The organism is Amycolatopsis endophytica, assembly GCF_013410405.1.
Taxonomy (GTDB): Bacteria; Actinomycetota; Actinomycetes; order Mycobacteriales; family Pseudonocardiaceae; genus Amycolatopsis_E; species Amycolatopsis_E endophytica.
In genome coordinates this window covers 2,586,593-2,613,512 of the sequence record NZ_JACCFK010000001.1, presented here as the reverse complement: position 1 = coordinate 2,613,512, position 26,920 = coordinate 2,586,593, and the positions used below count along the sequence as shown (strand labels likewise).

The 26,920-nt window shown below is 70.5% G+C and carries 30 protein-coding genes; 12 read left to right on the top strand and 18 right to left on the bottom strand.

Going from position 1 to position 26,920, the window contains the following annotated elements:
* Nucleotides 1-191: 191 nt before the first annotated feature.
* Together HNR02_RS13015 and HNR02_RS13010 are read right to left on the bottom strand one after the other, a co-directional pair.
* Nucleotides 192-1,112 (bottom strand): carbohydrate kinase family protein, encoded by a 921-nt coding sequence (locus HNR02_RS13015; RefSeq protein ID WP_179773448.1) that lies wholly within the window; start codon nucleotides 1,110-1,112, stop codon nucleotides 192-194.
* A 25-nt stretch (nucleotides 1,113-1,137) separates the two neighbouring features.
* Nucleotides 1,138-1,767 (bottom strand): TetR/AcrR family transcriptional regulator, encoded by a 630-nt coding sequence (locus HNR02_RS13010; RefSeq protein WP_179773447.1) that lies wholly within the window; start codon nucleotides 1,765-1,767, stop codon nucleotides 1,138-1,140.
* A 67-nt stretch (nucleotides 1,768-1,834) separates the two neighbouring features.
* Between HNR02_RS13010 and HNR02_RS13005 the strand changes: the two genes are divergently transcribed.
* On the top strand, nucleotides 1,835-2,971 hold the full coding sequence (locus HNR02_RS13005; protein WP_179773446.1) for an acyl-CoA dehydrogenase family protein: 1,137 nt from the start codon (nucleotides 1,835-1,837) through the stop codon (nucleotides 2,969-2,971).
* Nucleotide 2,972: 1 nt separating this feature from the next.
* On the opposite strand, the gene HNR02_RS13000 is transcribed toward HNR02_RS13005, so the two are convergent.
* A complete protein-coding gene (locus HNR02_RS13000; RefSeq protein WP_179773445.1) occupies nucleotides 2,973-4,184 on the bottom strand; it encodes an amidohydrolase in 1,212 nt (403 codons plus the stop codon).
* A 32-nt stretch (nucleotides 4,185-4,216) separates the two neighbouring features.
* Between HNR02_RS13000 and HNR02_RS36085 the strand changes: the two genes are divergently transcribed.
* On the top strand, nucleotides 4,217-4,339 hold the full coding sequence (locus HNR02_RS36085) for a hypothetical protein (protein ID WP_281377215.1): 123 nt from the start codon (nucleotides 4,217-4,219) through the stop codon (nucleotides 4,337-4,339).
* Here the strand turns inward: HNR02_RS36085 and HNR02_RS12995 are convergent.
* Complete coding sequence (locus tag HNR02_RS12995; protein WP_179773444.1) at nucleotides 4,323-5,228, bottom strand: aldose 1-epimerase family protein; 906 nt, start codon at nucleotides 5,226-5,228, stop codon at nucleotides 4,323-4,325. The two genes, HNR02_RS36085 and HNR02_RS12995, sit on opposite strands and share 17 nt — an antisense overlap.
* A gap of 66 nt (nucleotides 5,229-5,294) precedes the next feature.
* Here HNR02_RS12995 and HNR02_RS12990 point away from each other — a divergent pair, with 66 nt between their 5' ends.
* Complete coding sequence (locus tag HNR02_RS12990; RefSeq protein WP_179773443.1) at nucleotides 5,295-5,870, top strand: TetR/AcrR family transcriptional regulator; 576 nt, start codon at nucleotides 5,295-5,297, stop codon at nucleotides 5,868-5,870.
* A complete protein-coding gene (locus HNR02_RS12985; RefSeq protein WP_179773442.1) occupies nucleotides 5,867-6,697 on the top strand; it encodes an MBL fold metallo-hydrolase in 831 nt (276 codons plus the stop codon). The genes HNR02_RS12990 and HNR02_RS12985 overlap by 4 nt, the downstream gene beginning before the upstream one ends.
* Here the strand turns inward: HNR02_RS12985 and HNR02_RS12980 are convergent.
* Complete coding sequence (locus HNR02_RS12980) at nucleotides 6,639-7,994, bottom strand: APC family permease (protein ID WP_179773441.1); 1,356 nt, start codon at nucleotides 7,992-7,994, stop codon at nucleotides 6,639-6,641. The genes HNR02_RS12985 and HNR02_RS12980 overlap by 59 nt on opposite strands.
* Before the next feature lie 130 nt (nucleotides 7,995-8,124).
* Here HNR02_RS12980 and HNR02_RS12975 point away from each other — a divergent pair, with 130 nt between their 5' ends.
* Nucleotides 8,125-8,610, top strand: coding sequence for a hypothetical protein (locus HNR02_RS12975; protein ID WP_179773440.1), 486 nt, complete (start codon nucleotides 8,125-8,127; stop codon nucleotides 8,608-8,610).
* Here the strand turns inward: HNR02_RS12975 and HNR02_RS12970 are convergent.
* The 10 genes from HNR02_RS12970 to HNR02_RS12925 all read right to left on the bottom strand — a co-directional run bounded on the left by HNR02_RS12970 (nucleotide 8,594) and on the right by HNR02_RS12925 (nucleotide 17,683).
* Complete coding sequence (locus tag HNR02_RS12970; RefSeq protein WP_179773439.1) at nucleotides 8,594-9,307, bottom strand: VOC family protein; 714 nt, start codon at nucleotides 9,305-9,307, stop codon at nucleotides 8,594-8,596. The two genes, HNR02_RS12975 and HNR02_RS12970, sit on opposite strands and share 17 nt — an antisense overlap.
* 48 nt (nucleotides 9,308-9,355) lie before the next feature.
* Nucleotides 9,356-10,444 carry an IS630 family transposase gene (locus HNR02_RS12965; RefSeq protein WP_179773438.1) on the bottom strand — a complete coding sequence of 363 codons (1,089 nt, stop codon included), beginning with the start codon at nucleotides 10,442-10,444 and terminating at the stop codon, nucleotides 9,356-9,358.
* Nucleotides 10,445-10,530: 86 nt separating this feature from the next.
* Nucleotides 10,531-11,817 (bottom strand): MFS transporter, encoded by a 1,287-nt coding sequence (locus HNR02_RS12960; RefSeq protein ID WP_179773437.1) that lies wholly within the window; start codon nucleotides 11,815-11,817, stop codon nucleotides 10,531-10,533.
* A gap of 722 nt (nucleotides 11,818-12,539) precedes the next feature.
* Nucleotides 12,540-13,211 (bottom strand): pyridoxamine 5'-phosphate oxidase, encoded by a 672-nt coding sequence (gene pdxH / locus HNR02_RS12955; RefSeq protein WP_179773436.1) that lies wholly within the window; start codon nucleotides 13,209-13,211, stop codon nucleotides 12,540-12,542.
* Nucleotides 13,212-13,311: 100 nt separating this feature from the next.
* The gene (locus HNR02_RS12950) at nucleotides 13,312-14,016 is read right to left on the bottom strand and encodes an urease accessory protein UreD (protein WP_179773435.1); all 705 of its coding nucleotides are present in this window, start codon (nucleotides 14,014-14,016) and stop codon (nucleotides 13,312-13,314) included.
* Nucleotides 14,013-14,717, bottom strand: coding sequence for an urease accessory protein UreG (ureG, locus tag HNR02_RS12945; RefSeq protein WP_179773434.1), 705 nt, complete (start codon nucleotides 14,715-14,717; stop codon nucleotides 14,013-14,015). Before ureG ends, HNR02_RS12950 begins: the two co-directional genes overlap by 4 nt.
* Nucleotides 14,707-15,372, bottom strand: coding sequence for an urease accessory protein UreF (locus HNR02_RS12940; RefSeq protein ID WP_179773433.1), 666 nt, complete (start codon nucleotides 15,370-15,372; stop codon nucleotides 14,707-14,709). Before HNR02_RS12940 ends, ureG begins: the two co-directional genes overlap by 11 nt.
* On the bottom strand, nucleotides 15,372-17,078 hold the full coding sequence (locus tag HNR02_RS12935) for an urease subunit alpha (RefSeq protein WP_179773432.1): 1,707 nt from the start codon (nucleotides 17,076-17,078) through the stop codon (nucleotides 15,372-15,374). The genes HNR02_RS12940 and HNR02_RS12935 overlap by 1 nt, the downstream gene beginning before the upstream one ends.
* A complete protein-coding gene (locus tag HNR02_RS12930; protein ID WP_179773431.1) occupies nucleotides 17,075-17,371 on the bottom strand; it encodes an urease subunit beta in 297 nt (98 codons plus the stop codon). Before HNR02_RS12930 ends, HNR02_RS12935 begins: the two co-directional genes overlap by 4 nt.
* Before the next feature lie 9 nt (nucleotides 17,372-17,380).
* Complete coding sequence (locus tag HNR02_RS12925) at nucleotides 17,381-17,683, bottom strand: urease subunit gamma (protein WP_179773430.1); 303 nt, start codon at nucleotides 17,681-17,683, stop codon at nucleotides 17,381-17,383.
* A gap of 240 nt (nucleotides 17,684-17,923) precedes the next feature.
* On the opposite strand from HNR02_RS12925, the gene HNR02_RS12920 reads away from it, so the two are divergent.
* Complete coding sequence (locus HNR02_RS12920; RefSeq protein WP_179773429.1) at nucleotides 17,924-19,066, top strand: citrate synthase 2; 1,143 nt, start codon at nucleotides 17,924-17,926, stop codon at nucleotides 19,064-19,066.
* Here the strand turns inward: HNR02_RS12920 and HNR02_RS12915 are convergent.
* Nucleotides 19,053-20,258, bottom strand: coding sequence for an MFS transporter (locus tag HNR02_RS12915; protein ID WP_179773428.1), 1,206 nt, complete (start codon nucleotides 20,256-20,258; stop codon nucleotides 19,053-19,055). The genes HNR02_RS12920 and HNR02_RS12915 overlap by 14 nt on opposite strands.
* A gap of 54 nt (nucleotides 20,259-20,312) precedes the next feature.
* Here HNR02_RS12915 and HNR02_RS12910 point away from each other — a divergent pair, with 54 nt between their 5' ends.
* Genes HNR02_RS12910 through serC form a run of 3 tightly spaced genes read left to right on the top strand, consistent with a single transcriptional unit; the run spans nucleotide 20,313 to nucleotide 23,463 of the window.
* Nucleotides 20,313-20,927 carry a TetR/AcrR family transcriptional regulator gene (locus tag HNR02_RS12910; protein ID WP_179773427.1) on the top strand — a complete coding sequence of 205 codons (615 nt, stop codon included), beginning with the start codon at nucleotides 20,313-20,315 and terminating at the stop codon, nucleotides 20,925-20,927.
* Between the two features lie 4 nt (nucleotides 20,928-20,931).
* Nucleotides 20,932-22,284: a serine hydrolase domain-containing protein gene (locus tag HNR02_RS12905; RefSeq protein WP_179773426.1), complete on the top strand. Its 1,353-nt coding sequence runs from the start codon at nucleotides 20,932-20,934 to the stop codon at nucleotides 22,282-22,284.
* A 54-nt stretch (nucleotides 22,285-22,338) separates the two neighbouring features.
* The gene (gene serC, locus HNR02_RS12900) at nucleotides 22,339-23,463 is read left to right on the top strand and encodes a phosphoserine transaminase (RefSeq protein WP_179773425.1); all 1,125 of its coding nucleotides are present in this window, start codon (nucleotides 22,339-22,341) and stop codon (nucleotides 23,461-23,463) included.
* Here serC and HNR02_RS12895 read toward each other — a convergent pair.
* Nucleotides 23,371-24,525 carry a glycosyltransferase 87 family protein gene (locus HNR02_RS12895; protein WP_312860987.1) on the bottom strand — a complete coding sequence of 385 codons (1,155 nt, stop codon included), beginning with the start codon at nucleotides 24,523-24,525 and terminating at the stop codon, nucleotides 23,371-23,373. The genes serC and HNR02_RS12895 overlap by 93 nt on opposite strands.
* Nucleotides 24,526-24,689: 164 nt before the next feature.
* On the opposite strand from HNR02_RS12895, the gene sepH reads away from it, so the two are divergent.
* The 3 genes from sepH to HNR02_RS36760 all read left to right on the top strand — a co-directional run bounded on the left by sepH (nucleotide 24,690) and on the right by HNR02_RS36760 (nucleotide 26,060).
* Complete coding sequence (sepH, locus tag HNR02_RS12890) at nucleotides 24,690-25,481, top strand: septation protein SepH (protein WP_179773424.1); 792 nt, start codon at nucleotides 24,690-24,692, stop codon at nucleotides 25,479-25,481.
* 121 nt (nucleotides 25,482-25,602) lie between these two features.
* The gene (locus tag HNR02_RS12885; protein ID WP_218902823.1) at nucleotides 25,603-25,758 is read left to right on the top strand and encodes a DUF433 domain-containing protein; all 156 of its coding nucleotides are present in this window, start codon (nucleotides 25,603-25,605) and stop codon (nucleotides 25,756-25,758) included.
* On the top strand, nucleotides 25,755-26,060 hold the full coding sequence (locus HNR02_RS36760) for a DUF5615 family PIN-like protein (protein WP_218902822.1): 306 nt from the start codon (nucleotides 25,755-25,757) through the stop codon (nucleotides 26,058-26,060). The genes HNR02_RS12885 and HNR02_RS36760 overlap by 4 nt, the downstream gene beginning before the upstream one ends.
* A 248-nt stretch (nucleotides 26,061-26,308) precedes the next feature.
* On the opposite strand, the gene HNR02_RS12875 is transcribed toward HNR02_RS36760, so the two are convergent.
* The gene (locus HNR02_RS12875; protein ID WP_179773423.1) at nucleotides 26,309-26,905 is read right to left on the bottom strand and encodes a DUF2537 domain-containing protein; all 597 of its coding nucleotides are present in this window, start codon (nucleotides 26,903-26,905) and stop codon (nucleotides 26,309-26,311) included.
* Between the last annotated feature and the right edge of the window lie 15 nt (nucleotides 26,906-26,920).

Here is a 26,920-nt window from a genome sequence, read left to right as displayed (position 1 = left end):
TCGTCCCTCTCACGGTCACACGGGGCCGGTAGCTCCTGCAGGTCACACAGGCAGCTGTCGTAGACGCGCGAGACCGGAAAAAGTCCGCGCACACCGCCCCGCTGGGGTATTAATTCTTCCCATTACGCTAGTCGAACAACGGGCCTTCGCGCAGCCATTGTGTTACCTAGAGCAAACCGTTGGGATCAGGTTCACACCATCTCGGCGGCGGTCGGCGGCTCGGCACCACTCCGCGAGACGGTGATCGAGGCAGCCTTGGCCGCGAAAGTCAAGGCTTCGCGCCACTCCGTCTCGCCCAGGCCGGTGAGCGTGCCCACATTCTTCTCGTGCAGCCATGACAGGAGCGCGCCCTGAACGGTGTCGCCGGCGCCGATCGTGTCGACCAGCCGCGCGGGCGCGGACGGTACCGGAACCGTCACGGATCCGGTGTGGACGGCCAGCCCGTCGCCGCCACGGGTCAGGACGACGGCGTCGACCCCGGCGTCGAGCCAGGACTTGACGGCCGCGTCGAGGTCGTCGGTCCCGGCGAGCCACTCGGCGTCGTCGTCGGACAGCTTGAGGAGCCGCACGTCGGGCAGCCAGGAGAGGAACCGGCGGCGGTAGGCGTCGGCGTCGGCGATGAGCGCGGCGCGGATGTTCGGGTCGAGCGCGGTCAGCACTCCGCGCGCGGATTCGCGGCGCAGCACGGTCTCGTAGTTCGTCGCGCCGGGCTCCAGGACCATCCCGAGCGTGCCGAGGCAGAGGATCTTGACGTCCTCCGGGAGCGGGCCGGGATCTTCCACGAGCCGGTCGGCCGAGCCCTCGGTGTAGAAGGTGTAGCTCGCCGACCCGTTCGGCGCGAGGGCCACCACGGCGAGCGTCGTGTGCTCCGGACCCTCCTGGACCATCGATATATCGACATCCGAGGCGATCAGCCGATCCCGCAGCGCCTGACCGAACCGGTCGGTCGAGACGCGGGACAGGAACGCGGTCGGCGTCCCGAGTCGCCCGGCCGCGAGTGCCACGTTGTACGGGCCGCCGCCGAGGCGCGGCACCAGGGACGTCAGGCCGTCGTTCGTCTTCTCGGCTCCCGGCACCATGTCGACCAGCGCCTCGCCACCCACCACGATCACGGGCGAGATGCTAACGCCCCACCCGTCACCCGCCACCACCCTCAGCGGAAACGCTGCGCGTTGCCAGCCCGCCGAGCAACAGCTCAGACAGCGCCGTGAAAGCCTCGGCGTCCGAGACACCGGTCCGTGAGCCGATGACCCCGGTCTGGATCCCCTCGATGAGCACTCCCGCCATCTCGGCGATGAGCGTCGCGTGCACTTCGCGGAACACCCCGTCCGCGACGCCCTTCCGGATGAACGACCGGATCTTCGCCGCCGCGGCCCTGCTGTTCAGCTCGTAGGCGGCACGGGCCGGGGCGAAGTCGTTGATGTCCCGCATGAACGGCTCGTGCGCGCGGTTCAGGTACTCGGCGATGCCGTCGAGATACACGCCGATAATCTCGCGCGCGTCCTCGATGCCGGCGATCCGCTCGTCGAGCAGGTCGGCGGCGCCCTTGAAGTAGTGCGCGACCACGCGGACGGCGAGCTGCTCCTTGCTCGGCGCGAGCGCGTAGAGCGTCGACTTCGAGCAGTGCGTCTTGGCGGCCAGGTCGTCCAGCGTGAACTGCACGAATCCCTCGACCAGGAACAACTCCTCCAGCTCGGCGAGCAGCGCGCGTTGCCGGGCGGTCAGCGCCTTGCCGCCCGGTGCCCGGAGCGCCTCGCGACTGGTCATCGAACCACCGTATGTGGTGTACTGGAGATAGTTACAGAGTACTGTTTTGAGTACACCGGAGGCTGCCATGCCGGTCGAGCGCCTGCTTCCCGACCGCGAGTACACCGACCTGCTCGCGCTGGCGACCGAACTCGCCCGCGACGAGCTGAAACCACTCGCGGCCGAGTACGAGGAGGCCGAGCGCTTCCCGCGGGACCAGTTCCGGCTGCTCGGCAAGTCCGGCCTGCTCGGGCTGCCCTACCCCGAGCGCTGGGGCGGCGGCGACGTGCCCTACGAGGTCTACCTGCAGGTCCTGGAGGAGATCGCGGCCGCGTGGATGTCGGTGGGCGTCGGGCTGTCGGTGCACACGATGTCCTGCTTCGCGCTGGCCCACCACGGCACGGACGAGCAGCGCGACCGGTGGCTGCCGTCGATGCTCGAAGGGCAACTGCTGGGCGCGTACGCCTTGTCGGAGGCGCACGCCGGGTCGGACGCGGCGGCGCTGTCGACACGGGCGCGGCTCGACGGCGCCGCGTACGTCGTGAACGGCACGAAGGCGTGGATCACACACGGCGGGCAGGCCGACTTCTACACCACGATGGTCCGCACCGGCGAGGACGAGATCTCATGCCTGCTGGTGGACGGGCACACGCCGGGCCTGACCGCGGCGCCGCCGGAGCGGAAGATGGGCCTGACCGGATCGACGACGACGCAGATGATCTTTTCCGACGCCCGGGTGGAGGCTGACCGGCTCATCGGTCCGGCGGGCTCGGGCATGCGGATCGCGCTGTCCTCATTGGACTCCGGGCGGCTCGGGATCGCCGCCTGCGCGGTGGGTCTGGCGCAGGCCGCACTCGACGAGGCGGTCTCCTACGCCAAGGGGCGGACGCAGTTCGGCAGGCCGGTCATCGACTTCCAGGGCCTGGAGTTCCTGCTCGCCGACATGGCGGCCGCCGTCGACTCGGCCCGCGCGACCTACCTCGACGCCGCGCGGCGCCGGGACCGCGGGATGCCGTTCGGGCGCGCCGCGTCGGTGGCGAAGCTCGTCGCGACCGACGCGGCCATGAAGGTGACCACCGACGCCGTCCAGGTCCTCGGCGGCGCCGGCTACACCCGCGACTTCCCGGTGGAGCGCTACATGCGTGAGGCGAAGGTGCCGCAGATCTTCGAGGGCACCAACCAGGTCCAGCGCATGGTCATCGCGCGCCACCTCAAGAAGGCGTGACCTACTCGCTGTAGCGGCGGGAGGTCACCGCGCCCTCGCCGCGCACGTCGTCGAAGCGGTAGACCTCGCGGCCCCGCACGAAGACCCGCATGGCGCGGTTCATGACGTCCAGCGGATCGCCGGACCACAGCACGATGTCGGCGTCCAGCCCCGGCTTGAGTGAGCCGATCCGGTCGTCCAGCGACAGCATCGCCGCCGGGTTCACGGTCAGCGACCGCAGCGCCACCTCCGGTTCCAGCCCGTCCTTGACGGCGAGCGCGGCCTGGTAGACGAGGAAGTTGATCGGCACGACCGGGTGGTCGGTGGTGATCGCGATCTTGACCCCGGCGCGCGCGAGGATGCCCGCCGAGCGCAGCGTGCGGTGGCGCAGCTCGACCTTCGACCGCGTGGTGAACAGGGGCCCGAGGATCACCGGGACGTCCTTCTCCGCCAGCACGTCGGCGATCAGGTGGCCCTCGGTGCCGTGGTTGACCACCAGCTTGTACCCGAACTCGTCGGCCAGCCGGAGCGCGGTGACGATGTCGTCCGCGCGGTGCACGTGCTGGTCCCAGTACAGCTCGCCGTCGAGAACCTTCGCCAAGGTCTCCAGCGTCAGATCGGTGTCGAACGGCTTGCCCTCGGACCGGGCGTGGTCACGCTGGGCGGCGTAGTTGCGGGCCTTCGTGAACGCCTCGCGGATGATCGCGGCGACACCGAGCCGGGTCGAGGGCGTCTGCCCCTTGTCACCGTAGACGCGCTTCGGGTTCTCGCCGAGCGCGCTCTTCACGCTGACCGCCTCGTCGAAGACCATGTCGAGCGCGGTGCGGCCCCACGTCTTCACCGCGACGGTCTGCCCGCCGATCGGGTTACCGGAACCGGGCTTGATCACGACGCTGGTGACACCGCCGGACAGCGCGTCGTCGAAGCCGACCTCGAACGGGTCGATGCCGTCGATCGCGCGGAAGCGGGCGCCGTTCGGGTCGGTCATCTCGTTGGTGTCGTTGCCGGCCCAGCCCTCGCCCTCCTCGTGCACCCCGAGGTGGCAGTGGGCGTCGACGAACCCGGGCAGGACCCACGTGCCGGACGCGTCGATCAGCTCGGCGTCCTCCGGGACGTCGACATCCGCGTCAGTGCCGACCGCGGTGATCTTGCCGTTCTCGATCAGGACCGTGCCGCCGTCGATCGGGTCGCCCTCGACCGGTACCACGTATCCGCCAACAATCGCGCTCACCATGGTTAGACACGCTAACGGAAACTCTTCTCCAGGTGCACGAGGTGGTAGTGCGCCTCGGGGCCACGCGCCTCGGTGACGAACGCGGCGCGCCGCAGGGTGAGCAGCTCGCCCGTGTCTGCCTCGCCGAGCCGGACCGGGTCAGCCGTGCACCTTGACGCCCCAGCTGCCGGTCCAGGACGTGCCAGGGTCCAGCTCGACGAGGTCGGTGCCGGAGTTGAGCGCGTCGGCCGGGCAGGTCATCGGCTCGATCGCGACCGCGCGGCCGCGACCGACGAGATCGGCGGGCGTGAAGACCTGCACCCAGCGGAAGTCCGGCCCGGCCCACACGTCGACGCCGCGGTCGCCGTGGGACAGGACGTGGTGGAACCGGCCGTCGTCGCCGGGAACGAGGCCGCCGAACGCGGTGTCGAGGTCGACCTCGGCGAGCACCTTGCCGTCGCGGAAGTCGTACTCGCCCGTCGCGTCGCGCTCGTCGGCGTAGGGAAGCTGCTCGTCGGCCGCGTACGGGCGCACGCGCGTCGCCGGGAGGGTCAGCGTCAGCTCGTCGGTCGGGACGTCGCCGATGCGGAAGTACGGGTGCGCGCCCACGCCGACGCCGATCGACGATTCGCCCTCGTTGCGGATTTCGTGGGTCACGGTCAGCTCGCGTGGCGCGAGGTCGTAGGTGATGCGCGCGTGCAGCGGCACCGGCCAGCCCGGCTGCTCCTCGACGTCGATCTCGAAGGTGATCGACGATTCGGCGTGCTCGACCAGGGTCCACTCGCGGTGCCGGGTCAGGCCGTGGATCGCGTTGCCGCGCGCCTCCTCGGTGACCTCCAGCTGCTGCTTCTCACCCTGGTAGGTCCACTGCGCCGCCTTGGTGCGGTTGGGCCACGGGAGCAGGATCTGCCCGGCGCCCTTGGGCGGACGCGCGCCGGCGTCGAACGTCTCCAGGTAGGGCACGCCGCCGATCTCGAACGCCCGCAGGCCCGCACCGATCTCGGTGACGACGGCGCGCGCGTTGCCGCGGACGATCTCGAACTGCTGTCCCGTGGGGTTGGCCATGCTCAAACCCTAGCGATATCGAAACTCACTAGACCGGTCGTCTTAGTTTGCGCTACGGTGATCACCATGGTCCGCAGAACCGACACCCGCAACCGCATGGTCACCTCGGCCGCCGAGCTGTTCCGTGCGCAGGGCTACCACGCGACGGGGCTGAACCAGCTGGTCAGCGCCGGTGGCGCGCCGAAGGGCTCGCTGTACTTCCACTTCCCCGGCGGCAAGGAGCAGCTCGCGGCCGAGGCGGTCGCGCATTCCAGCGACTCCATGGCCGGGCTGCTGCGTGAAGTGCTCGCCACGGCACCCGATGCGGGAACGGGCATCACCCGGGTGATCGAAGCGCTGGGGCGCAATCTCACCGAAACGGGCTACCGGTGCGGCTGTCCGATCGCGACGGTCGCGCTCGACGCCGGGGACAGCGACCTGATCCGCCAGGCTTGCACGGACGGGTACACGTCCTGGCACGCCGTCATCACCGAGTACCTCACCGGACAGGGCCTCGGCTCCGCTCACGCGGCCACGCTGAGCACCATCGCGCTCAGCGCGATCGAAGGCGCCCTTCTCCTGGCCAAGACCCAGCGCGATCTCGCGCCGTTGCACGCCGTCGGCGAGCACCTGCGGGCCACCATCGAACGGGAGCTGTCATGAAGGTCCACCACCTCAACTGCGGAACGATGCGCCCACCGGGCGGCCGTCTGGTCGACGGCCGCGGCGGGTTCGGCCACCGCGCCGAGCTGGTCTGCCACTGCCTGCTCGTCGAAACGGGCGACCAGCTGGTCCTGATCGAGACCGGGGTGGGTTCACCGGCCGTCGACCGGGCGGACGAGTGGCTGGGCGCGAAGTTCGTCCGCATGGTCGGCATGCGGACGTCGGTCGAGGAGACCGCCGCCGAGCAGGTGCGCGCGCTGGGCTACCGGGTCGAGGACGTGCGGCACATCGTCCTGACCCACCTCGACCTCGACCACGCCGGCGGGCTCGTCGACTTCCCGCACGCGACCGTGCACGTGTACGCGGAGGAACTGCGCGCATTGCAAGAACCACGGGACGCCAAGGAACGCTGGCGGTACAAGCAACTCCACTTCGCACATGGTCCACAATGGAGCAGCTATCCGGACACCGGCGAGAAGTGGTTCGGGTTCGACGCGGTGCGCCAGCTCAAGGACCTGCCGCCGGAGATCCTGCTCGTCCCGCTGGGCGGGCACACGCGCGGCCACGCCGGCGTGGCCGTGGACACCGGCGACGGCTGGATCCTGCACGCGGGCGACTCGTTCTTCCACCACGGCCAGATCGACCCGGTCCGGCCGCACACCACACCCGGACTCGCCTGGTTCGAGTCGCGCGTCGAGACCGTGAAGGGCGCGCGGCACGGCAACCACCAGCGGCTACGCGACCTGGTGCGCGACCACGGCGACCAGGTCACGGTGCTGTCCGCTCACGATCCCTATTTTCTGCGGCACGCATCGCGAGCCAGTTGACGATCCAGAGCACCACGCCGACGCCGAGCAGGATCGCGGCGATCCCGTAGTCGCGCGCCGGGCGGCCGGACAACGGGCTCACCAAGTACAGGCAGAAGATCGCGGCCAGCGCCGGAATGAGCGTGGGCGCCCGGAAGTGCGGGTGGTCCACCTTCTCCCGACGCAGCACCAGCACCGCGGTGTTGACGATGGCGAACACCACCAGCAACAGCAGCGCCGTCGTCCCGCCGAGCACACTGATGTCCACGGTGGACACCAAAATGATCGCGATGACGCTGGTGAACACGATCGACACCCACGGCGTGCGGCGGAACGGGTGCACGGTGCCGAGCGCCTTCGGGATGATGCGCTCGTTCGCCATCCCGTAGAGCAGGCGGCTGGCCATCAGCATGTTGATCAGGGCCGAATTGATGACCGCGAACAGGCCGATCGCGGAGAACACCTCACGCGGGAAGCCGGGCGCGCCGACGTCGAGCACCCGGAGCAGGGCGTCGCTCTTCGCGGCGGACAGTTCGCCGGCGGGAACCAGCAGTGAGGAGGTCAGCGAAACGAGCACGTAGATCGTGGCCGCCACGACCATCCCCCACAGCATCGCCTTCGGGAAGATGCGCACCGGATCGCGGCACTCCTCGGCCATGTTGACCGAGTCCTCGAACCCGACCATCGCGAAGAACGCCAGCGAGGTCGCGGAGGTGATCGCGACGAGCGCGGTCTGGTCGGCGGTGTCGATCTCGACCAGACGGGCCGCGTCGCCGGAGCCGTTGAGCACCGCCCACACCCCGACCCCGATGATGATCAGCAGGCCGGACAGCTCGATGCAGGTGAGCACGACGTTCGTCTTGACCGACTCGCTGACGCCGCGGAAGTTGATGGCGGCCAGTCCCACGATGAACAGCGGGGCAATGAGCCAGCCCGGCAAGTCGACGAACTCCTTGAGGTAGGTGTCGGAGAACGCGATCGCCGCCGAGGAGGCGGACGTGATGCCCGAGCACATCACCGCGAAGGCAACCATGAAGGTCAGGAACGGGATCTTGAACGCGCGGTTGGTATAGAGGGCGGCGCCTGCCGCTTTCGGGTACTTCCCGACCAGTTCCAGGTAGCTGAACGCGGTCATGAACGCGACCACGAATGCCAGCAGGAACGGCAGCCACAGCGCGCCGCCCACCCGGCCGGCGACCTGCCCGGTCAGGGCGTAGACGCCGGTGCCGATGATGTCCCCGACCACGAAGAACAACAGCAGCTTCGGGCCCATCACCCGTTTGAGCGCCGGTTCCCGGGTCCTGCTCGCCTCCGCCATGCCCGGAAAGTGTTCCGCAATTCGCCGTGCCCGGCCACACTTCCGGGCGAAAGCCCTTCTTATGGATCAACGTCGAGGGGTGATTCCGGCCCCGGATGCGTGACCGGCCTGGGCCGGGGTAACCGGAACCGTGGACGGTTTCCTGGCGATCTACCTCAACGACCAGCTCGCACTCGGCGTCGGCTGGCGCGAACTCGCCCGGCGGGCCGCGGGCAACAACCGCGGCAGCCCGGCGGGCGAAGCGCTCGAACGGGTGGCGACGGAGATCGCGGAGGATGTCGGCACCTTCCGCACCATCATGGACCACCTCGGTGTCCGGCAGAACCCGCTCAAGACGGCCGCGGTGTTCGGCGCCGAACGGATCGCCCGCCTCAAACCCAACGGCCGCCTGCGGGAGTACTCACCACTGAGCCGGTTCCTCGAACTCGAGGTGCTGACGATGGGAATCGACGGGAAGAAGCAGCTGTGGACGACCCTGCGCGATCTGGCTGGTCTCGCGGACGAGGTGCCGGGCGTCGACTTCGACGTGCTCCTCGAACGGGCCGCCCGCCAGCGCGCGGTGCTGGAGCCGCACCGCGTCCAGGCGGGGGCAGAGGCGTTCAGCGGCGGGCGATGACGCCGAACTCGATGCCGAACGGATCGGTGATGGTCGCCATCCGCCCGTAGACGAAGTCCTCGGGTTCGGTGCTCCGCCCGCCGTGCCCGACGGCCCGCGCGATCGTCTCGTCGGTGTCGGCGACCTCGAACGTCGTCGCCCACCCCGACCCGGACGTGCTGCCCATGATGCCGCCGATCTCGTGCCCGTCCGGGCGGCGCAGGAACGTGAAGTCCAGCTCGGGCAGGTCGGCGTTGCCGTCCAGGGTGAATCCGAAGACCTGCGAGTAGAAGGCGCGGGCGTGCTCGGGCCGGTCCGTGGTCAGGTCGTTGCGGACGAGGGCGCCGGGTTCGTTGACGACCTGGCAGCCGGGCAGTTCGCGGCCCTGCCACAGGCCGAACCGGGCGCCGACCGGGTCGACCGCGACGGCGACACGGGCGCGGTCGCCGAACTCGCTGGGTCCTTCGGCGATCGTGCCGCCCGCGGCGGCGACGCGCTTGGCCGTCGCGTCGCAGTCGCCGGTGGCGAGGCTGACCGTCCAGGCCGCGGGCCCTTCCGCGAACCCGGCGGCGACCCGGTCGCCCAGCAGGAAGAGGTCGTCCTCGACGGTCCACCCGAACACGGCACCGTAAAAGCGGGCCGCTTCACCGGGCCGGGGGACGGTGAGGGCCATCCAGGTCGGGGTGCCCTCGGGTTGGTTGGTGTCGACGTGGCTCATGTCCCGACGGTAGGAGCCGCAGCGGCCGCTTCCTGTCCTAGTGCCGCATCAAGCAACGTTGGGTAGGTAATCCGGTCGGCGGATCTTGGAGTTGACGGCGAAGTGACGCTTTGGGTGGCAGTGGCGGTTGCGCCAGCGCAGGTAGCCGGCGATGGCGGCCTCTTGGGCGGCGTGGCTGGGGTAGTCGCTGCCGTCGAGGGTGAAGTAGCGGACCGCGGTGAACTCGCATTCGATCCAGTTCAGCCAGGAGGCGTTGGTGGGTGTGTAGACCAGCTCGATCCCGTTGGCCGCGCACCACGCGGTGACCTCGGCCTTGCCGTGTGGTCCGTAGTTGTCGCAGACCAGGTAGAGCTTCCCGGCCGGGAAGCGTCGGCGTAGCTGTTTGCAGAAGTCGAGGAACTGGGGCCAGCGTTTGCGGTCACGGAACCGGTAGAACATCTGCCCGGTGGCGAGGTCGAGTGCGGCGAACATGTGCCGGATGCCCTTGGTGCGGGTGTAGGTCGCGCGCAGGCGGGCCGGTCGGCCGCGAGGGAACCAGCCGCGACCGGGACGGGGCTGCAGGTTCAGCGGCCCGAACTCATCGACGCAGATCACCCGTCCGTCCGTGGGTGGTCGGTCATACAGGTCGAGGATGCGAGTCTTCTTGGCCACGAAGTCCGGGTCTTTGCTGGCTTTCCAGGTCTTCGTCGCCTGCCAGGACACGCCTTCCTTGCGCAGGATCTGCCGGACGGTCTCGGTGCTCGCCCTGATCCACGCGTGCTCGGCTAAATACTCGACCAGTTTGGTCAGGCTCCAGGTGGTGAACGGCAACCCAAGCTCAGCGGGCTGGCAGGCGGCGATGCGGCAGATCTGATCCCGGGCGGCCGGCCCGAACTTAGCTGGGCGGCCGCCCCTCCATTTTGGGGACAACGCCGCGAACCCGGAGTCGTTGAACGCGTGGATCACCTCCCGCACATACCCCTCGCTCGCGGCGAACATCGCTGCGATCTCGCCCGCGGACCGGCCTTGGGTCGAGGCCAGCACGATCCCGGACCGTCGCAGCCGCACCCGATCCCGGGTCGACCTCGTGATCTTGACCAGCCGCTGGGCCTCTTCGGGCTCCAACGACCGCGCGAACACCTCCGGCGCACGTGCCATGACTCACCTCCACTGGCAAGCCTCGCGCTCACCCGCCCGGATGTCCACGCGACACGGTTACCACGTCAACGTTCCTTGAAGAGGTACTAGTTCGCGACGGCCGCGGCGCGGTACCGCCAGAACGCGGGCAGCAGGGCGACGGCGACCGCGATCAGCACGATCACCAGCGCACCACCGCCGGCCGAGGCGGCGGCGGTGCCGACCGCGGCGGCCGTCCACCCGTGCGTGAGGTCGGCCAGGCGCGGTCCGCCCGCGACGACGACCGTGAAGGCGCCCTGCATGCGGCCACGCATTTCGTCGGTCGCGGCCATCACCAGGATCGCCTGGCGGTAGATGGCGCTGACCATGTCCGCGGCGCCCGCCAGGCACAGGAACACGATGGCCAGCCAGAGCGAGTTCGACAGCCCGAACCCGACGATCGCCACGCCCCACGCGCAGATCGCGACCGTCACCGCGACCCCCTGGCGCCGGACGCGACCGAGCCAGCCGGAGAAGAGCCCGATGACCACCGAGCCGATCGGGATCGCGGCGTACAACCAGCCCAGGGCGAGCCCACCACCCGGCGGGTCGCCGAACGTGCGCTCCGCCATCTCCGGGAACAGGGCCCGCGGCATGCCTGCCACCATGGCGATGATGTCCACGACGAACGACGCGAGCAGCACCTTCTGCGTGCCCATGTAGCGGAACCCGTCGAGGACGTCCTTCAACCCGGCGGTGCGCACGGTGCCCGACAGCGGTGGCAGCGACGGCAGCCGCCAGACCGCGTACAGCGCCACGACCAGGGCGATCGTGTCGACGAGGTACAACGTGGGCAGGCCGATCACCGGCATCAGAGCACCGGCCGCCATGGGCCCGAACACCATGCCGAACGTGTTGACGGTGCCGGAGAGCGCGGCGGCGGCCGGGAGGAGCTCGGGTTCGATCAGCCGGGCCACGATCGCGCTGCGGGTGGGCATGTTGATCGCGAAGAATGCCTGGTTGAACGCCAGGAGCACGAAGACGAGCCACACGGAGCCGACGCCGAAGAACGCCTGGGCCCACAGCAGGGCGGACACGACGGCGATCCCGGCATTCCCGAAGATGAGCAGCTTGCGACGATCGACGGTGTCGGCGATCGCCCCACCCCACAGGCCGAACACCAGAAGCGGCACGAGCGCGACGACGCCCGTCAACCCCACGTACCCCGACGAGCCGGTGAGGTCGAAGACCTGCTTCGGCACGGCGACGGTGGTGAGCTGACTGCCGATCGCGGTGATCGCAGTACCGGTGAACAGGCGCCGGAACGACGGCGTGCGCAGCGGCCGCACGTCCACGACCACGGATTTCAGAAGTTTGCGCTTTTTGCCGCGCTGCACCCCAGCTTCGACACCCACAACCAACCAGCTTAGCCGGGCTAACTAAGCAGGTCGCGGTGATTTAGCTCGCCGCCGCCCCGGACGTGGAACTCGCGGGCGGGCTCGGCGAGTCCCACGCTCCCGTCGGCGGGTCCCACGTTCGCGGAGGTGAGTTCCACGTTCGCGTTCGTGCGGTGGTGCCGTGGCCGCTGCGCGGCGCGCTACGCGAGTACCTCGGGCACCGGCTTCGCTTCGCTACGCCCCGATTGCCCCTCCCGGACCCGATCCTTCAGTGTTGTAGCGATCGGCTGCGGGAGAGGAAAGCCCGGCAGACAAGGCGCCAAGTTGCCTACCGTTGCCGGATGCCGCCCCGGAGCAGCCAACACGCCGCCGCGAGCGGCAAACACGGCGCCGGGAACGGCCAACACGCCGCGGCGCGCGGCGTGTTGGCCGCTCCGGCTGGCGTGTTTGCTCTTCCGGGCGGCGTGTTTGCTCTTCCGGGACACCACTCACCCACACAACCGGCGACCGGCAACGCAACCAGCCACCCAGCCGCCCGCACCTCCCCCGCACCCCGATCCACAGCCCGGTTCTCCGGACGATCAGGGGCTGTCAAGGTACCTCTTTCCCGCCTTGACAGCCCCTGATCGGCCGTAGAAACAATGAAAAATCGGGGCGGCCCAATCGGGCGTAGCGAAGCGAAGCCGGCGCTTTCAGCCGCGCGCAGCGCAACAACCCGCGTAGCGGCTACGCAAGCAACGTCAAGGAGCAACTCGCTCCACGCGCCACCCGTCATGGTTCCGCACGTACCGCAGCCGATCGTGCAGCCGGTCCCGCTGTCCCTGCCAGAACTCGACGATCTCGGGCCGGATGCGCCACCCGCCCCAGTGCGGCGGCAGCGGCACGTCCTCGACGTCACCGAAACGGCGCTCGATCGACGACAGCGCCACGTCCAGGTCACGACGCCCGGACACGACCTTCGACTGCGGCGACGCCCAGGCACCGAGCTGCGAGCCGCGCGGGCGCTGCTTCCAGTACTCGGCCGTCTCCTTGACGTTGACCTTCTCGACCTCGCCCCGCACGGTGACCTGCCGCTGCAGCGCGTACCAGGGGAAGGTCGCCGACGCGTACCGGGTCACGGTCAGGTCGTGGCTCTTCTTGGAGGTGTAGTTCGTGTAGAACACGACACCGCGCTCGTCGAGGCCCTTGCAGAGCACGGTGCGGGAGGACGGACGGCCTTCGGCGTCGGCGGTGGCCAGCACCATCGCGTTGGGTTCGGCGACCCCGGCCGCGATGGCCTGGTTCAGCCAGTCCTGCAACTGCTCGGTCCAGCCTGCGGCCAGGTCGGCCTCGTCCAGCGCCGCGCTGTTGTAGGCCACCCGCATGCCCGGAAGGCGTACCGCTACGTCGTCGACGTTCTCGACCTCTGGCATGTGCCAACCTCCGACCCGCTTACTCACCCGTAACAGTCCACGTTAGGGCCTGTCCGGCCGCTCCGAAAGCCAGCGAACGGTGACACCTGCCACGAAGGTGTCAGCCGCGAGGCGCCTTCCGGAGCAGCGCCTCGGCGGTGACGGCGTCGGAGGCGAGCGCGGTGGTCAGGCCCCCGCCCCCGGGCAGCGGGGTCACCGCCCACCAGTCACCGGAAGCGGCCCCGACCGTCGAGCCGCCGACCAGCAGTTCGGTCGCCAGCACCCGGTGACCGGCCAGTACCGCGAGGCTCGCGTCCAGGGCCGGATCGCCGACGGTGAGCGTCTGGTCCAGCACCGGCCTGCCACCGAGGGTGACGCGCTGCGACGTGGTGAACCGCCCCGGTGCCTCACCCGCGCGGCCGAGGACCAGCACCTCACGGGTGCGGAAACGTGCGCCCTCATCGAGGGTCGCGACCAGCTCCGCGGTGTGCCGGGCGCGGGCGGTGACCACGGTCGGCTCCGGCAGGTACTCCAGGGAGCCGGCGACCTCGACGCGCACCGACGACGTGCTGTCCGCCCCACCCGGCCCGGGCAGGGCGAGCGTCGCGGCGACCCCGGACAGGCGCAGGTCCGCGCCCGGTCCGACGAAGACCTCCAGGACCAGCTCGTCCCCGCCGAGCGGCGAGGTCGCCGAGCTGACCAGGTGCACCCGTGCCGGCCCGGCCCCGCGTCGCGGCACCAGGGTCAGCGGCGCCATCGACCTCAGCTCACGCAGCACCGTCCGGCCGTCGGCGACCTCGGCGACGAGCCGGGCGTGCGCCTTCACCCGGCCAGCTGCTTGCGCACCCAGGCCGCCACGTCGGGCGCGTCCGGGGTGCGCACCAGCGACTGCGTGATCACCGGCAGCTCGCCGCGCATGCGGTGGGCGTCGGAGGTCATCACGTCCATGTCGGCGTTCACCAGGTGCGCGATGTCGATCTTGTTGATGACCAGCAGGTCCGCGGTCGTCACACCCGGTCCGCCCTTGCGCGGCACCTTGTCGCCGCCCGCGACGTCGACCACGAAGATCTGGCTGTCCGCCAGCCCGCGACTGAACACCGCGGTCAGGTTGTCCCCGCCGCTTTCGATGATCACCAGCTCCAGGCCGTCGAACCGGTCTTCGAGCCGTTCGACCGCGTCGAGGTTGGCGGTGATGTCGTCGCGGATCGCGGTGTGCGGGCAGGCGCCGGTCTGCACGGCCTCGATGCGCGCCGGGTCGAGCACCCCGGCCTTGCGCAGGAAGTCGGCGTCCTCGGTGGTGTAGATGTCGTTGGTCACCACGGCGAGGTGCACCTCGTCCCCGAGTGCCCGGCACAGGGCGGCGGTCAGCGCGGTCTTGCCGCTGCCGACCGGGCCGCCGATGCCGAGCCGGAACGCGCGGCCGCGCGCGGCCGGCGCCTCGTACCGGTCGGGTTCGGTGGCCGTGGGGTCGAAGTTGACCGGGTGCACGTGACCGTGTCCGTGTCCGTGTCCGTGTTCAGCTGGCAAAGAGACGCACCTCTTCCTTGTGCTGGCGCAGATGTGCTTCGGCGAGCAGATCCAGCGCCGGTGATCCGGGTGACGGCAGTCGTGCCGGGTCGGTCCCGGCGAAGCCCGCCGCCTTTTCCGCCACGGCTTCGAGATCCGTGGCGAGCGCGGCCACCATCGCGTTGACGGTGAACGGGTCGAAACCCAGCAGCCGCACCGCCGCACTGGCCGGTCCGCTGACCGCGAGGTAGGCGACGGCCAGCGCCGCATCCCGCGGCGTGCCACCGGAAACGCCGGTGAGCGCGCCGGTGATGATCGGGTGGTGCGGGCGTGGGGTGGCGGTCAGCAACTCGTCGATGACCGGCGACGGCCAGGCGATCCGCCCGGCGCGCGCGGTGCCACGCCCCTGAGCGCGTGAGGCTTCCCGCTGGGCCGCGGACGGCGTGCGGGCGTCGAGTTCCTCGTCCAGCCGCTGCCACTGTCTACACACGACAGATGCGGCGGCGAAGACCGCGACGAGGTACCCGGCTGTCCACAAGCGGCCGTGCAGGAAGCCCGGCAAGTCGCGCGCGTCGCGGATCAGGCCACGGGAAACGGCCTCCTCCAGTCCACCGGAGTGCACGTGGCCGCCGCCAGGGAACCGGGAGTCGGCCAGCAGGATCGCGGAGATACCCATCAGAACAGGAAGTACCGTTGGGCCATCGGCAGTTCGGCGACCGGCTGCGGTTCGATCAGCTCGCCGTCGACGTGCACCGCGAAGCTGTCCGCGTCGACCTGGATGTCCGGCAGCGCGTCGTTGAGCACCATGTCCGCCTTGGTCACACGCCGCGTATTGCGCACCGGCACCACTCGCCGGGTCACCGGGAGATCGGTGTCGAGCGCTTCGGGCGCGACGAAGTACAGGCTGCTCGCGGCGGCCACGGACGGCGCGGCGCCGAACATCGGCCGGGCCAGCACGGGTTGCGGGGTCGGGATCGACGCGTTGGCGTCGCCCATCGCGGCCCACGCGACGAACCCGCCCTTGAGAACGACGTGCGGCCGGACGCCGAAGAACTTCGGCTCCCACAGCACGAGATCGGCGAGCTTGCCGACCTCGACCGAACCGATCTCGCCGTCCATGCCGTGCGCGATCGCCGGGTTGATCGTGTACTTGGCGACATAGCGACGGGCCCGCAGGTTGTCGGCCGCGCCGTCGCCGGGCAGTGCGCCACGGCGGCGTTTCATGACGTGCGCGGTCTGCCAGCTGCGGATGATCACCTCGCCGATCCGGCCCATCGCCTGCGAATCGGAGCTCATCATCGAGATCGCGCCCAGGTCGTGCAGCACGTCCTCGGCCGCGATGGTGCCCGGGCGGATCCGGCTCTCGGCGAAGGCCAGGTCCTCGGGGACCGACGGGTTGAGGTGGTGGCACACCATGAGCATGTCGAGGTGCTCGTCGAGGGTGTTGACGGTGTGCGGGCGGGTCGGGTTGGTCGACGAGGGCAGGAAGTTCGCCAGCCCGGCGACCTTGATGATGTCCGGCGCGTGCCCGCCGCCCGCCCCCTCGGTGTGGTAGGCGTTGATCGAGCGGCCGGCCACCGCGTCCACAGTGGACTCCAGGAACCCGGCCTCGTTGAGCGTGTCGGTGTGGATCGCCACCTGCACGCCCGACTCGTCGGCGACCGACAGGCACGCGTCGATCGCGGCCGGGGTGCTGCCCCAGTCCTCGTGCAGCTTGAACCCGCCCGCACCGGCAGCCAGTTGTTCCCGCAGCGCCTCCGGACGGACGGTGTTTCCCTTGCCCAGCAACAGGACGTTGACCGGCTGGCCGTCCATCGCCCGCAGCATCCTGGCCAGGTTCCACGGTCCGGGCGTGACGGTGGTGGCCTTCGTGCCCTCCGACGGGCCGGTGCCGCCGCCGACGAGCGTGGTCAGGCCGGACGCGAGCGCGGTGTCGACGAGCTGCGGGCAGATGAAGTGGACGTGGCAGTCGATGCCGCCCGCGGTGAGGATCTTCCCGTTGCCGGACAGGATCTCGGTCGCGGGGCCGATGACCAGGTTCGGGTCGACGCCGTCCATGGTGTCCGGGTTGCCCGCCTTGCCGATGCCGACGATCCGGCCGTCCCGCACGCCGACGTCGGCCTTGACCACACCCCAGTGGTCGAGCACGACCGCGCCGGTGATCACCAGGTCCGGCGCGCCCTCGGCGCGGGTCGCCATGCCCTGGCCCATCGACTCACGGATCACCTTGCCGCCGCCGAACAGCACCTCGTCACCGGAACCCGCGCCCATGCTGCGGTCCTCGGTGACCTCGATGAGCAGGTCGGTGTCGGCCAGCCGGACCTGGTCGCCCGCGGTGGGACCGAACAGTTCGGCGTAGCGCTCGCGGTCGATGCTGCTCACTCGCCGTCCTTCCGCAGGCCGGGAACCGTCTTCGTGCCGGCCAGCGGCACCAGGTCGACCTCGCGCTCGACGCCCGGCTCGAACCGGACCGAGGTGCCCGCCGGGATGTCCAACCGGTGACCGCGTGCGGCCGAACGGTCGAATTCGAGCGCGGAATTGGTCACCGCGAAGTGGTAGTGCGAGCCGACCTGCACCGGCCGGTCGCCGGTGTTGCTCACCCTGACGCGCTCCCGCGGACGTCCCGGGTTCAGCTCGACGGGTGATTCGGCCGGAATGATCTCCCCTGGACGCACTCGCGCTCCTCAGACGATCGGGTCGTGCACGGTGACGAGCTTCGTGCCGTCCGGGAAGGTGGCCTCGACCTGGACCGAGTCGATCATCTCGGACACGCCGTCGAGCACCTGCCCGCGGGACAGCACCGAGCGGCCGCTGGACATCAGGTCGGCGACCGTGCGGCCGTCGCGGGCGCCTTCGAGCACGTGGTCGGTGATGAGGGCGACCGCCTCCGGGTGGTTGAGGCGGACTCCGCGGTCCAGCCGCTTGCGTGCCACGTCCGCGGCGACGTGGACGAGCAGCTTGTCGCGCTCCTGTGGGCTCAGGTGCATGCGCCAGGTCTATCACCGCGAAGAGCGCGACACGCTCGCGCGAAACACAGGATTTACGTGCGAACGGCCCGGAGTGGCTGGATCGTTCTCGTAATCGTGACCGAAACCACCGCTTTCTTCGATTGCTCCTGGACCGTTCGAGGGGCATGGTGTGGTCACCGCGCGACGGGGCGCCCACGATCGCGTCACGCGCGCGTAACAACCTCTGTCGGGGAATTGCGCAGCGAAAGGTCTCCACCTGTGACTACCTCAGCGCCCGTTGCGAACAACACCGAACCGGACGACGGTTTCAAACCCGGGCTGGAAGGCGTCGTCGCCTTCCGCACCGAGATCGCCGAGCCCGATCGCAACGGCGGCGCGCTGCGCTATCGGGGCGTGGACATCGAGGACCTGGCCGGCAAGGTCAGCTTCGGCGACGTGTGGGGCCTGCTCGTCGACGGCCGGTTCGGCACCGGGCTGCCGCCCGCCGAGCCGTTCCCGATTCCGGTGCACACCGGCGATGTCCGGGTCGACGCGCAGGCCGCGCTCGCGATGGTCGCCCCGATCTGGGGCTTCCGCCCGCTGCTGGACATCAGCGACGAGGAGGCACGCGACAATCTGGCGCGCGCCTCGGTGATGGCACTGTCCTATGTGGCCCAGTCCGCGCGCGGGACCGCGCAGCCGGCCGTGCCGCAGGCCCGCGTCGACGAGGCGCACACGATCACCGAACGCTTCATGGTGCGCTGGCGCGGCGAGCCGGATCCGGCGCACGTCAAAGCGGTGGACGCGTACTGGGTGTCGGCGGCCGAGCACGGTCTGAACGCCTCCACGTTCACCGCGCGGGTCATCGCGTCGACGGGCGCGGACGTCGCGGCGTCGTTGTCGGGCGCGATCGGCGCGATGTCGGGTCCGCTGCACGGCGGCGCCCCGGCGCGGGTGCTGCCGATGATCGAGGCGGTCGAGAAGGAGGGCGACGCGCGGAAGGTGGTCAAGGGGATCCTGGACCGCAAGGAGCGCCTGATGGGCTTCGGGCACCGGGTGTACCGGGCGGAGGACCCGCGGGCACGGGTGCTCCGCCGCACCTGCCGTGAGCTGGGCGCTGCCCGGTTCGAGGTGGCCGCCGCCCTGGAGCAGGCAGCACTGGCCGAGCTGCGCGAGCGCCGTCCGGACCGCGCGATCGAAACGAACGTCGAGTTCTGGGCGGCGGTCATCCTGGACTTCGCGCAGGTCCCGACGCACATGATGCCCGCCATGTTCACCTCCGCGCGCACCGCGGGCTGGGCGGCGCACGTCCTGGAACAGAAGCAGACCGGCAGGCTGGTCCGCCCCTCCGCGAGCTACGTCGGACCGGGCCCGCGCTCCCCCGAGGAGGTCGAGGGCTGGTCGGCGGTCAAGCCGCTGTAGGTGGCCTGGGAGCCCCGGAACCCGCCGTGGTTCCGGGGTTTTCCCGTGCGACGGTGCGCAGCACCGGGCGCACCAGCGCCGCGCCGCCGAGCAGGATCACGCCGGCGCCGACGCAGGCCGCCTGCCACCCGAAGCCGGTGCCGTAGAGCAACCCGGCCGCGAAGGTGCCGATCGTGGCGCCGAGCAGGTTCGCGCTTTCGTAGACGCCCATCGCGCGGCCGAGGCTCACGCCCGCCGCCTCGGCGACGATCTCCTGCTCGACGGGAATCGCCGCGGCGAACGCGGCCGCGGAGAGCACCCACAACCCGGTCAGCACAAACGGGTTCGGCGCGAACGACAACCCCACGGCGAACACCGCGCTGGACCCCATCGCCAGCGACAGTACCCGCGCACGGCCCAGCCGCCCGGTCACCCGGTGCAGGTACTCCGGCAACGTCGTGTAGACGATGAACCCCGGCAGGAACACCCCCGCGATCTGGTGCAGCTCCAGGTGGTGCCCGCGCTGCAGGTGCATGAGCAGCAACAGCGCGACGCCCGCTTCCGCCAGCGCGGTGATGACCACGAGCAGCAGCATCGGCCGCAGCCGCCGCCCCAGGTGGCGGAACCCGGGCCCGGCCGGGGCGGTGACGGCGCCCGGGGCGGATGCCGGCGCGAGCATCACCACCGCCGCCACCGCGCACGCCGCCGCGCCGATCCAGAAGACGCCGCGATAGTCGATGCGCGACACCAGCCACAGCGCCACCACGAACGCGATCCACGTGCCGCCGCCCTCGGCCGAGAACAGCCTGGCGAACGCGGACCTGTCGTCACCGAGCCCTTCCCCCACGCGAGCCCGCAACGCCACCCAGAAGACCGCGCCGCCGGCACCACCGAGCACCGCCGCCACGAACGCCGCCCCCAGCCCCGGCGCGACGGCGTACCCGGCGAACGACAGTCCATAGAGGACAGCGCCGACGGCCGCCAGCCGCCCGCGGTCGAAGCGGTCCGCCAGCGCGCCCGCCACCGGCCGCACCGCGAACGACACCAGCGTCTCCAGCGCGGTCAGCGCCCCCACCCCGGCCGCGCTCGCCCCCAGCGCACTGCCCGCCCACAGCGGCAGGAAGAAGTCCAGGACCTCGACCGGACCCGCCGTCAGCGCCGCGGCCAGCTCGTTCTGCCTCGACCGCCGCTTCCCCAGCGCAGTGCTCGTCATCACCGATCCCCCCGTTTCAAGATACGATCGTATCCTAAAACGGGCAGACCTAGGATGGCAACCGTGCCCAAGATCGTCGACCGGTCCCAGCGCCGCCGGGAGATCGCCGAAGCCCTGCTCCGGCTCATCGCGCGGGAGGGCATCGAGACCGTCAGCGTCCGCACGGTCGCCGCGGAGGCCGGTCTGTCCGCCGGCGCCGTGCAGAAGTACTTCTCCACCCGCGACGAGCTGTTCCACTTCGCGTTCGACCTGACCGGCGAGTACATCGAGCAGCGCTGGAACCGGACGCCGCGGGACCACCTGCTCACCATGCTGCGGACACTGGTCGCCGAAGCACTGCCGCTCGACGACCAGCGCCGGGCCGAGGTGATCGTGATCCTCGCCTTCACCGCGCGCGCCGCGGTCCTCCCCGACTGGGCAGGCCACCTGCGTGAGGGTTACGAGTTCATGCGCGCGCAGACCGCCGACTTCCTCGGCCAGGCCCAGCACCAGGGGCACGTTCGCGACGACCTGGACGCCGGGAAACTCGCCGACGTCGTCGCCGCCCTCACCGACGGCTTCGCCCAGCACCTGCTGCAGGCGCCACCCGGCTCCGATCTGCACCGCCGGCTGCTCGGCTCGCTCGAACTCGCCCTCACCGAGCTGCTCACCCCGCGCACGGCAGAATGACGGCATGCTGCCCAGCACCGAATTCGCCCTGCTCCGCCGCCTGTCCCTTGAGCAGGTGAACGGGCGCGCCCCGTCGATGACCGCGGCGGTCGTGCGCGACGGCGAGGTGGTCTGGTGGGCCGGGCGCGGCGCGGTCGACGGCGCGGCACCCGATGACGACACGCAGTACCGGCTCGGCTCGATCACCAAGTCGATCGTCGCCGCGCTCGTCATGCGCCTGCGCGACGAGGGCAGGCTCGACCTCAACGATCCGCTCGACAAGCACGTCCCCGGCACCAGTTTCGGCTCCTCGACGGTCGGCCAGTTGCTGTCCCACACCGGCGGCCTGACCTCCGAGTCGCCGGGCTCGTGGTGGGAGCGCAGCGAGGGCGGCGACTGGGCGGCGCTGGAGTCGAGCCTCGCCACGGACGCGCTGAAGAACCGTCCCGGCAGCCGGTTCCACTACTCCAACGTCGGCTACGGGGTGCTCGGCGAGCTGATCGCGCGGCACCGCGGCACGGACTGGCTCACCGCACTGACCCGCGAGGTCCTCGATCCGCTGGGCATGACCCGCACGACCCCGCACCCGCGCGGCAAGCACGCCCGGGGCTGGGCGGTGCACCCGTTCGCCGATCTGCTGCTGCCCGAGCCGAGCCCGGACGCCGGCGCGATGGCGCCCGCGGGTCAGCTGTGGTCGACGGTGCGGGACCTGGGCCGGTGGACCGCGTTCGTCGGCGGCGACTCAGGTGACGTGCTGAGCCCGGACACCGTCGCCGAGATGCGCGCGCTCGCCACGGTCGACGACGGCGACGCCTGGACCTCCGGCTACGGCCTCGGCCTGCAGCTCGTGCGGCACCAGGGCCGCCGCCTGGCCGGGCACACCGGCTCGATGCCCGGTTTCCTCGCCTGCACCCTGGTCGACGAGGGCACCGGCACCGGCGCGCTGACCTTCGCCAACACCACCACGGGCCCAGCGATCCTCGGCCTGGTCGCCGACCTGATCGGGATCGCCGACGAGCACGAGCCGAACCTGCCCGATGAGTGGCGGCCCACCGAGGTGGACCGGTCGCTGCTGCCGCTGACCGGCCTGTGGCACTGGGGCCCGACGCCGTACCACCTTCGGCTGATTCCGGGCGGCATGCTCAGCCTGTACCCGGCCGGTGGCTCGGGCCGTGCGTCCCGCTTCCGCCCGGTCGCCGAGGACGAGTGGCTCGGCCTGGACGGCTACTACGCCGGCGAGACGCTGCGCGTCCACCGTGCCGCGGACGGCACCCCGCGGCACCTGGACCTGGCCACGTTCGTCTTCACCCGCACCCCGTACGACCCGGCGGCGCCCGTGCCCGGCGGCGTCGACCCGGAGGGCTGGCGTACCGCATAGTGGGAGCCGCCACCGGCGTCGCGCGGCGGAGACGCGACCTGCGAGACTGGGCGCATGACCGATGAGCTGACCATTCCGGCTGAACTGAAGCCCTCCGACGGGCGCTTCGGCTGCGGGCCGTCCAAGGTCCGGGCGGAGCAGCTGGCGAACCTCGCTTCCGAGGGCGCCGCGTTCATGGGCACCTCCCACCGGCAGAAGCCGGTGAAGTCCCTGGTCGGGCGGGTCCGCTCCGGTCTGTCCCAGCTCTTCTCGCTGCCCGAGGGCTACGAGGTCGTACTCGGCAACGGCGGCACCACCGCGTTCTGGGACGCGGCGGCGTTCGGCCTGGTGAACGAGCGCGCGCAGCACTTCACCTACGGCGAGTTCTCGTCGAAGTTCGCGAAGGTGACCTCGGACGCGCCGTTCCTCGGTGACTCGATCGTCGTGCGGGCCGAGCCGGGCAGCGCCCCGGAAATCGCCTACGAGCAGGGCGCGGACCTGGTCGGCTGGGCGCACAACGAGACTTCGACCGGTGTCGCGGTGCCGGTGCGCCGCCCCGCCGGCAGCGAGGGCGCGCTCGTCGCGATCGACGCCACCTCGGGTGCGGGCGGCCTGCCGGTCAAGGCCGAGGACTTCGACGTCTACTACTTCGCGCCGCAGAAGTGCTTCGCCTCCGACGGTGGCCTGTGGCTGGCGCTGATGTCGCCCGCGGCGCTGGAGCGGGTGGAGAAGATCGGCGCGAGCGGCCGGTGGATTCCGGAGTTCCTGTCGCTGACCACGGCGGTGGACAACTCGCGCAAGGACCAGACGTACAACACCCCGGCGGTGGCGACGCTGTTCCTGCTGGCCGACCAGATCGAGTGGATGCTGGGCAACGGTGGCCTGGACTGGGCGGTCTCGCGCACGAAGGACTCCTCGACGCGGCTGTACGAGTGGGCCGAGGAGACCAGCTACACGGTGCCGTTCGTGAAGGACCCGGCGCTGCGCTCGCAGGTCGTGGGCACGGTGGACTTCGTCGACGAGATCGACGCGTCGAAGGTCGCGAAGGTGCTGCGCGCGAACGGCATCGTCGATGTCGAGCCGTACCGGAAGCTGGGCCGCAACCAGCTACGGGTCGGCATGTTCCCCGCGATCGAGCCGGGCGACGTCACGGCGCTGACCAGCTGCATCGAGTGGGTCGTCGAGCGGCTGGGCGACTGACCGGAGCGCGAGGAGCAGCAGCACGCCGGTGAGCACGTAGCTCTCGGCGAGCGGCCAGACGCTCCGGTGGTCCCACAGTGGGCTGAGCACGAACACGACTGTCGCGAGGGCGGCGGTTCCGAGCACGAGTGGCCGGAGCCGCCGCCCTCGCCACGTCAGGATCCCGATCACCGGCGCCGCCCACACCCAGTGGTGCGTCCAGGACACCGGCGAGACCAGCAGCGCGCCGAGCGCGCACGCGAGCAACGCGACGACGCGGTCGGCTCCGCGCATCACCAGCACGGTGACGACGAGCGTGACGACCACGGCGACCGCCCACGCCCAGGTGGGCGCGCCGAGGCGGGCGAACAGGCCACGCAGGGACTGGTTGCCGATGTAGCCGGGGTCGCCGACGCGGTCTCCGGCGAAGACGAGTTTCGTCCAGTACGTCACCGACGCCCGTGGCGCGATGACCCAGGCGAGCAACGCGCACCCGGCGAAGGTGGCGACCGCTCGGGCGGCGGCGCGGAAGTCCTTGCGCAGCAAGAAGAACAGCACGAACGCGGCGGGCGTCAGCTTCACCGCCGCGGCCAGGCCGACGAGGAACCCGCCCCGGCGGACCGGGGCGAGCGCGTCGACCGTGACGAGCAGCATCAGCAGCAGGTTGACCTGCCCGAAGCCGAGCGTGGCGCGCACCGGTTCGCTGAACAGCGCGACGGCCTGCACGATCAGCGCGATGCCGCCGAAGACGTGCAACCGGCGGTCGTGGCGGGCGAAGCACAACGCGAGCACGGCGCCGAGCGCGAGCACGGAGACGACGGTGATCCCGGCGAGTGCGACATCGGGCGGAATCACCAGCAACGGCGCGAAAACGAAGGCGGCGAACGGCGGATAGGTGAACGGCAGGAATGTTCCGTTGCGCGTAGGCGGCAATGCGCCGTACGGGTCACCGTGGTCGAACAAGGCCCGCGCGCCGAGGCGGTAGACGTCGAGATCGAGGCCGTCCAACCGTTTCCAGGCCAGCAGGATCCCGATCAGCACGACCTCGATCGCCACTCCCGTGGCCAGAACCCTCCGCCCCACCGCGCAATCCTCGCGGATACCCGTCACAACTGCGCCAACCGGGTGGCCGAACGGGCGGAATTCCTGCAAGATCAACCAAAAAGTGTCGGCGCGCCTGACTCGTCAAGCGGACGCGCCGACCTACCGTGAACACCTGTAGAGGTGAAGTCAGGAGGAGGCGGCGGATGCGGACGCTGAGGGTGGTCGGGCTGCACGAGGACGGTAAGTCCATCGTGTGCGAAGACCCGGCGCGGCGCGAGCGTTTCCTCCTGCCCGCCGATGAGAAGCTGCGCGCGGCTGTCCGGGGCGATGTCCCACGGCTCGGGCAGATCGAAATCGAGACGGAGAGCCAGATGCGACCACGCGAGATCCAGGCCCGCATCCGGGCCGGCGAGTCGGTGCAGCAGGTCGCGGACACGGCGGGCACGACGGTGGAGCGGGTCGAGCGGTTCGCCTATCCGGTGCTGCTGGAGCGGTCCCGCACCGCCGAGCTGGCCCAGTCGGCGCACCCGGTCCGCGAGGACGGTCCCGATGTCCGGACGCTCGGGGAGATCGTCGCGTACGCGTTCGGGGTGCGGGGGCAGGACTACTCCCAGTCCTCGTGGGACGCCTGGCGCAGTGACGACGGCCGGTGGATCGTGGCGCTCCGGTGGACCGCGGGCCGCTCCGACAACGCCGCGCACTGGCAGTTCGCGGCCGGTGCGCACGGCGGAACGGTCACCGCGCTCGACGAGCACGCCGAGGACCTGCTGGACCCGCACCGCACACCACGCACGCTGCGCGCGGTCGAACCCGAGCCGCTCCCGGCCCCGGAGCCCGAACCGGAGCAGCCGGTGGACGAGGCCCAGCCCACGCTCGACATCGACGCCCACCCCGACCCGGCGGCCGCCAAACCGAAGCCGAAGTCGAAGAAGAACCACCCGGCGGTCCCGGCGTGGGAAGACGTGCTGCTGGGAGTGCGCAGCCAGCGCGGCTGACGGCGTGATTCCGCAAAATCCGCAAGCCCGGCTACCGTTGATGATGTGACGTTCGAACGGATCACCGTCGACGCTGATCTCATGGGGGGGTCAGCCGTGCATCCGTGGCCTGCGGATTCCGGTGGCCACGGTCGTGGCCATGCTTGCTGATGGCATCACGATCCACGAGATCGTCGCCGAGTTGCCGGATCTCACGACCGACGACGTGGTGGAGTCACTCCGATTCGCCGCCGAGGCCGTCCGTGAACGGGAGTTGCCTCTGAGGCACATGGCGTGAGGTTTCTGGTCGACAACAACCTGTCGCCTGTGGTCGCCGAGCTCCTCAACGAGGCCGGGCACGATGCGGCCCACCTGCGTGACTACGAGATGCAAGCGGCTCCGGACCCGGTCGTACTGGCACGGGCTCGCGACGAGAACAGAGTGCCGATCTCAGCGGACACCGACTTCGGCACCCTCCTGGCCCGGGAACACGCCGTCAAGCCATCAGTGCTACTGGTGGGGCGCAGGGCTGCCGAGCAGACGCGGTCATACTCGCCAAACTGCCGACTGTGCTCGACGACCTGGAGAACGGCGCAGTAGTGGTGCTCGCGGATGAGTGGCTACGCGTGCGGCGTCTCCCGTTCCTCGCCTGATCCGCACCATCCACGTCGTGGGAACGCTGACCAGCATCCGGAGCGGCGCGCCAGCACCGTGCTCTTGATCTTTACGCGGCGAGCGCCAGCGAGCTGCCCGCAAATTGAGCTGGGTGGTCATCCCGGAGCCAGCCCGTCCGGCGAGGACCATTCCCTTGATCTTTGGAGCCGCCCCTTCCGGCGCCACACACCCCGTCAAAAAACCACCCCCAGCACACCGATCCACGAAATCACGACCCCGCCCGCGGCCCCGAGCGCGATCCACCGGATGATCGGCAGCTTCCGCGCCAACCACAGCGACGGCGCGATTCCCCCGGTGACCACGACGGCCGCGACCAGCACCAGCCATCCGGCGGTCTCCGCGGCGAGCGCGATCGCCAGCGCCATCATCGCCACGATCACGACCGCCGCCACGAAACCGGCCACGATCAGGCCCGTCCCCCAGGGGGTGGGCTCGTCACCGACGGCCGCGAACAACCGGCGGGGCTTGGCGGACGGGGGTGGGGGCGGCACGACCACCTGCTCGCCCGTCACCGGGTCCACGTAGTGCACCGGTGTGCCCATCACGCTCGCGACCCGGGAAGCCAGTTGCTGCCCGCGCCGGGACACCACTGTCCCCGCCTCGTTCGGGTCGTTCGCCGACCGGCGCAGAGCCGCCGCGACCTGCGCCCACTCGTGCAGCGCGTCGGCGAGGTCGACGCCCAGCGCGAGGCTGTGCGGGTCGATTTCGCGCGTGTACAGCTCGCCGTGCCCCTTGAGCACGGCCCGGTCGCCGCGGACCCGCAGTTCCACGCATGCACCTTTCCG

Bases quoted from the DNA above. Each gene is read 5' to 3' on its own strand.
- HNR02_RS13010 (WP_179773447.1), bottom strand. From the start codon at position 1,767: ATGACCAGTCGCGAGGCGCTCCGGGCACCGGGCGGCAAGGCGCTGACC.
- HNR02_RS13005 (WP_179773446.1), top strand. From the start codon at position 1,835: ATGCCGGTCGAGCGCCTGCTTCCCGACCGCGAGTACACCGACCTGCTC.
- HNR02_RS13000 (WP_179773445.1), bottom strand. From the start codon at position 4,184: ATGGTGAGCGCGATTGTTGGCGGATACGTGGTACCGGTCGAGGGCGAC.
- HNR02_RS12995 (WP_179773444.1), bottom strand. From the start codon at position 5,228: ATGGCCAACCCCACGGGACAGCAGTTCGAGATCGTCCGCGGCAACGCG.
- HNR02_RS12990 (WP_179773443.1), top strand. From the start codon at position 5,295: ATGGTCCGCAGAACCGACACCCGCAACCGCATGGTCACCTCGGCCGCC.
- HNR02_RS12985 (WP_179773442.1), top strand. From the start codon at position 5,867: ATGAAGGTCCACCACCTCAACTGCGGAACGATGCGCCCACCGGGCGGC.
- HNR02_RS12980 (WP_179773441.1), bottom strand. From the start codon at position 7,994: ATGGCGGAGGCGAGCAGGACCCGGGAACCGGCGCTCAAACGGGTGATG.
- HNR02_RS12970 (WP_179773439.1), bottom strand. From the start codon at position 9,307: ATGAGCCACGTCGACACCAACCAACCCGAGGGCACCCCGACCTGGATG.
- HNR02_RS12965 (WP_179773438.1), bottom strand. From the start codon at position 10,444: ATGGCACGTGCGCCGGAGGTGTTCGCGCGGTCGTTGGAGCCCGAAGAG.
- pdxH (WP_179773436.1), bottom strand. From the start codon at position 13,211: ATGCCAGAGGTCGAGAACGTCGACGACGTAGCGGTACGCCTTCCGGGC.
- HNR02_RS12940 (WP_179773433.1), bottom strand. From the start codon at position 15,372: ATGGGTATCTCCGCGATCCTGCTGGCCGACTCCCGGTTCCCTGGCGGC.
- HNR02_RS12925 (WP_179773430.1), bottom strand. From the start codon at position 17,683: ATGCACCTGAGCCCACAGGAGCGCGACAAGCTGCTCGTCCACGTCGCC.
- HNR02_RS12915 (WP_179773428.1), bottom strand. From the start codon at position 20,258: ATGACGAGCACTGCGCTGGGGAAGCGGCGGTCGAGGCAGAACGAGCTG.
- HNR02_RS12910 (WP_179773427.1), top strand. From the start codon at position 20,313: ATGGCAACCGTGCCCAAGATCGTCGACCGGTCCCAGCGCCGCCGGGAG.
- HNR02_RS12905 (WP_179773426.1), top strand. From the start codon at position 20,932: ATGCTGCCCAGCACCGAATTCGCCCTGCTCCGCCGCCTGTCCCTTGAG.
- serC (WP_179773425.1), top strand. From the start codon at position 22,339: ATGACCGATGAGCTGACCATTCCGGCTGAACTGAAGCCCTCCGACGGG.
- sepH (WP_179773424.1), top strand. From the start codon at position 24,690: ATGCGGACGCTGAGGGTGGTCGGGCTGCACGAGGACGGTAAGTCCATC.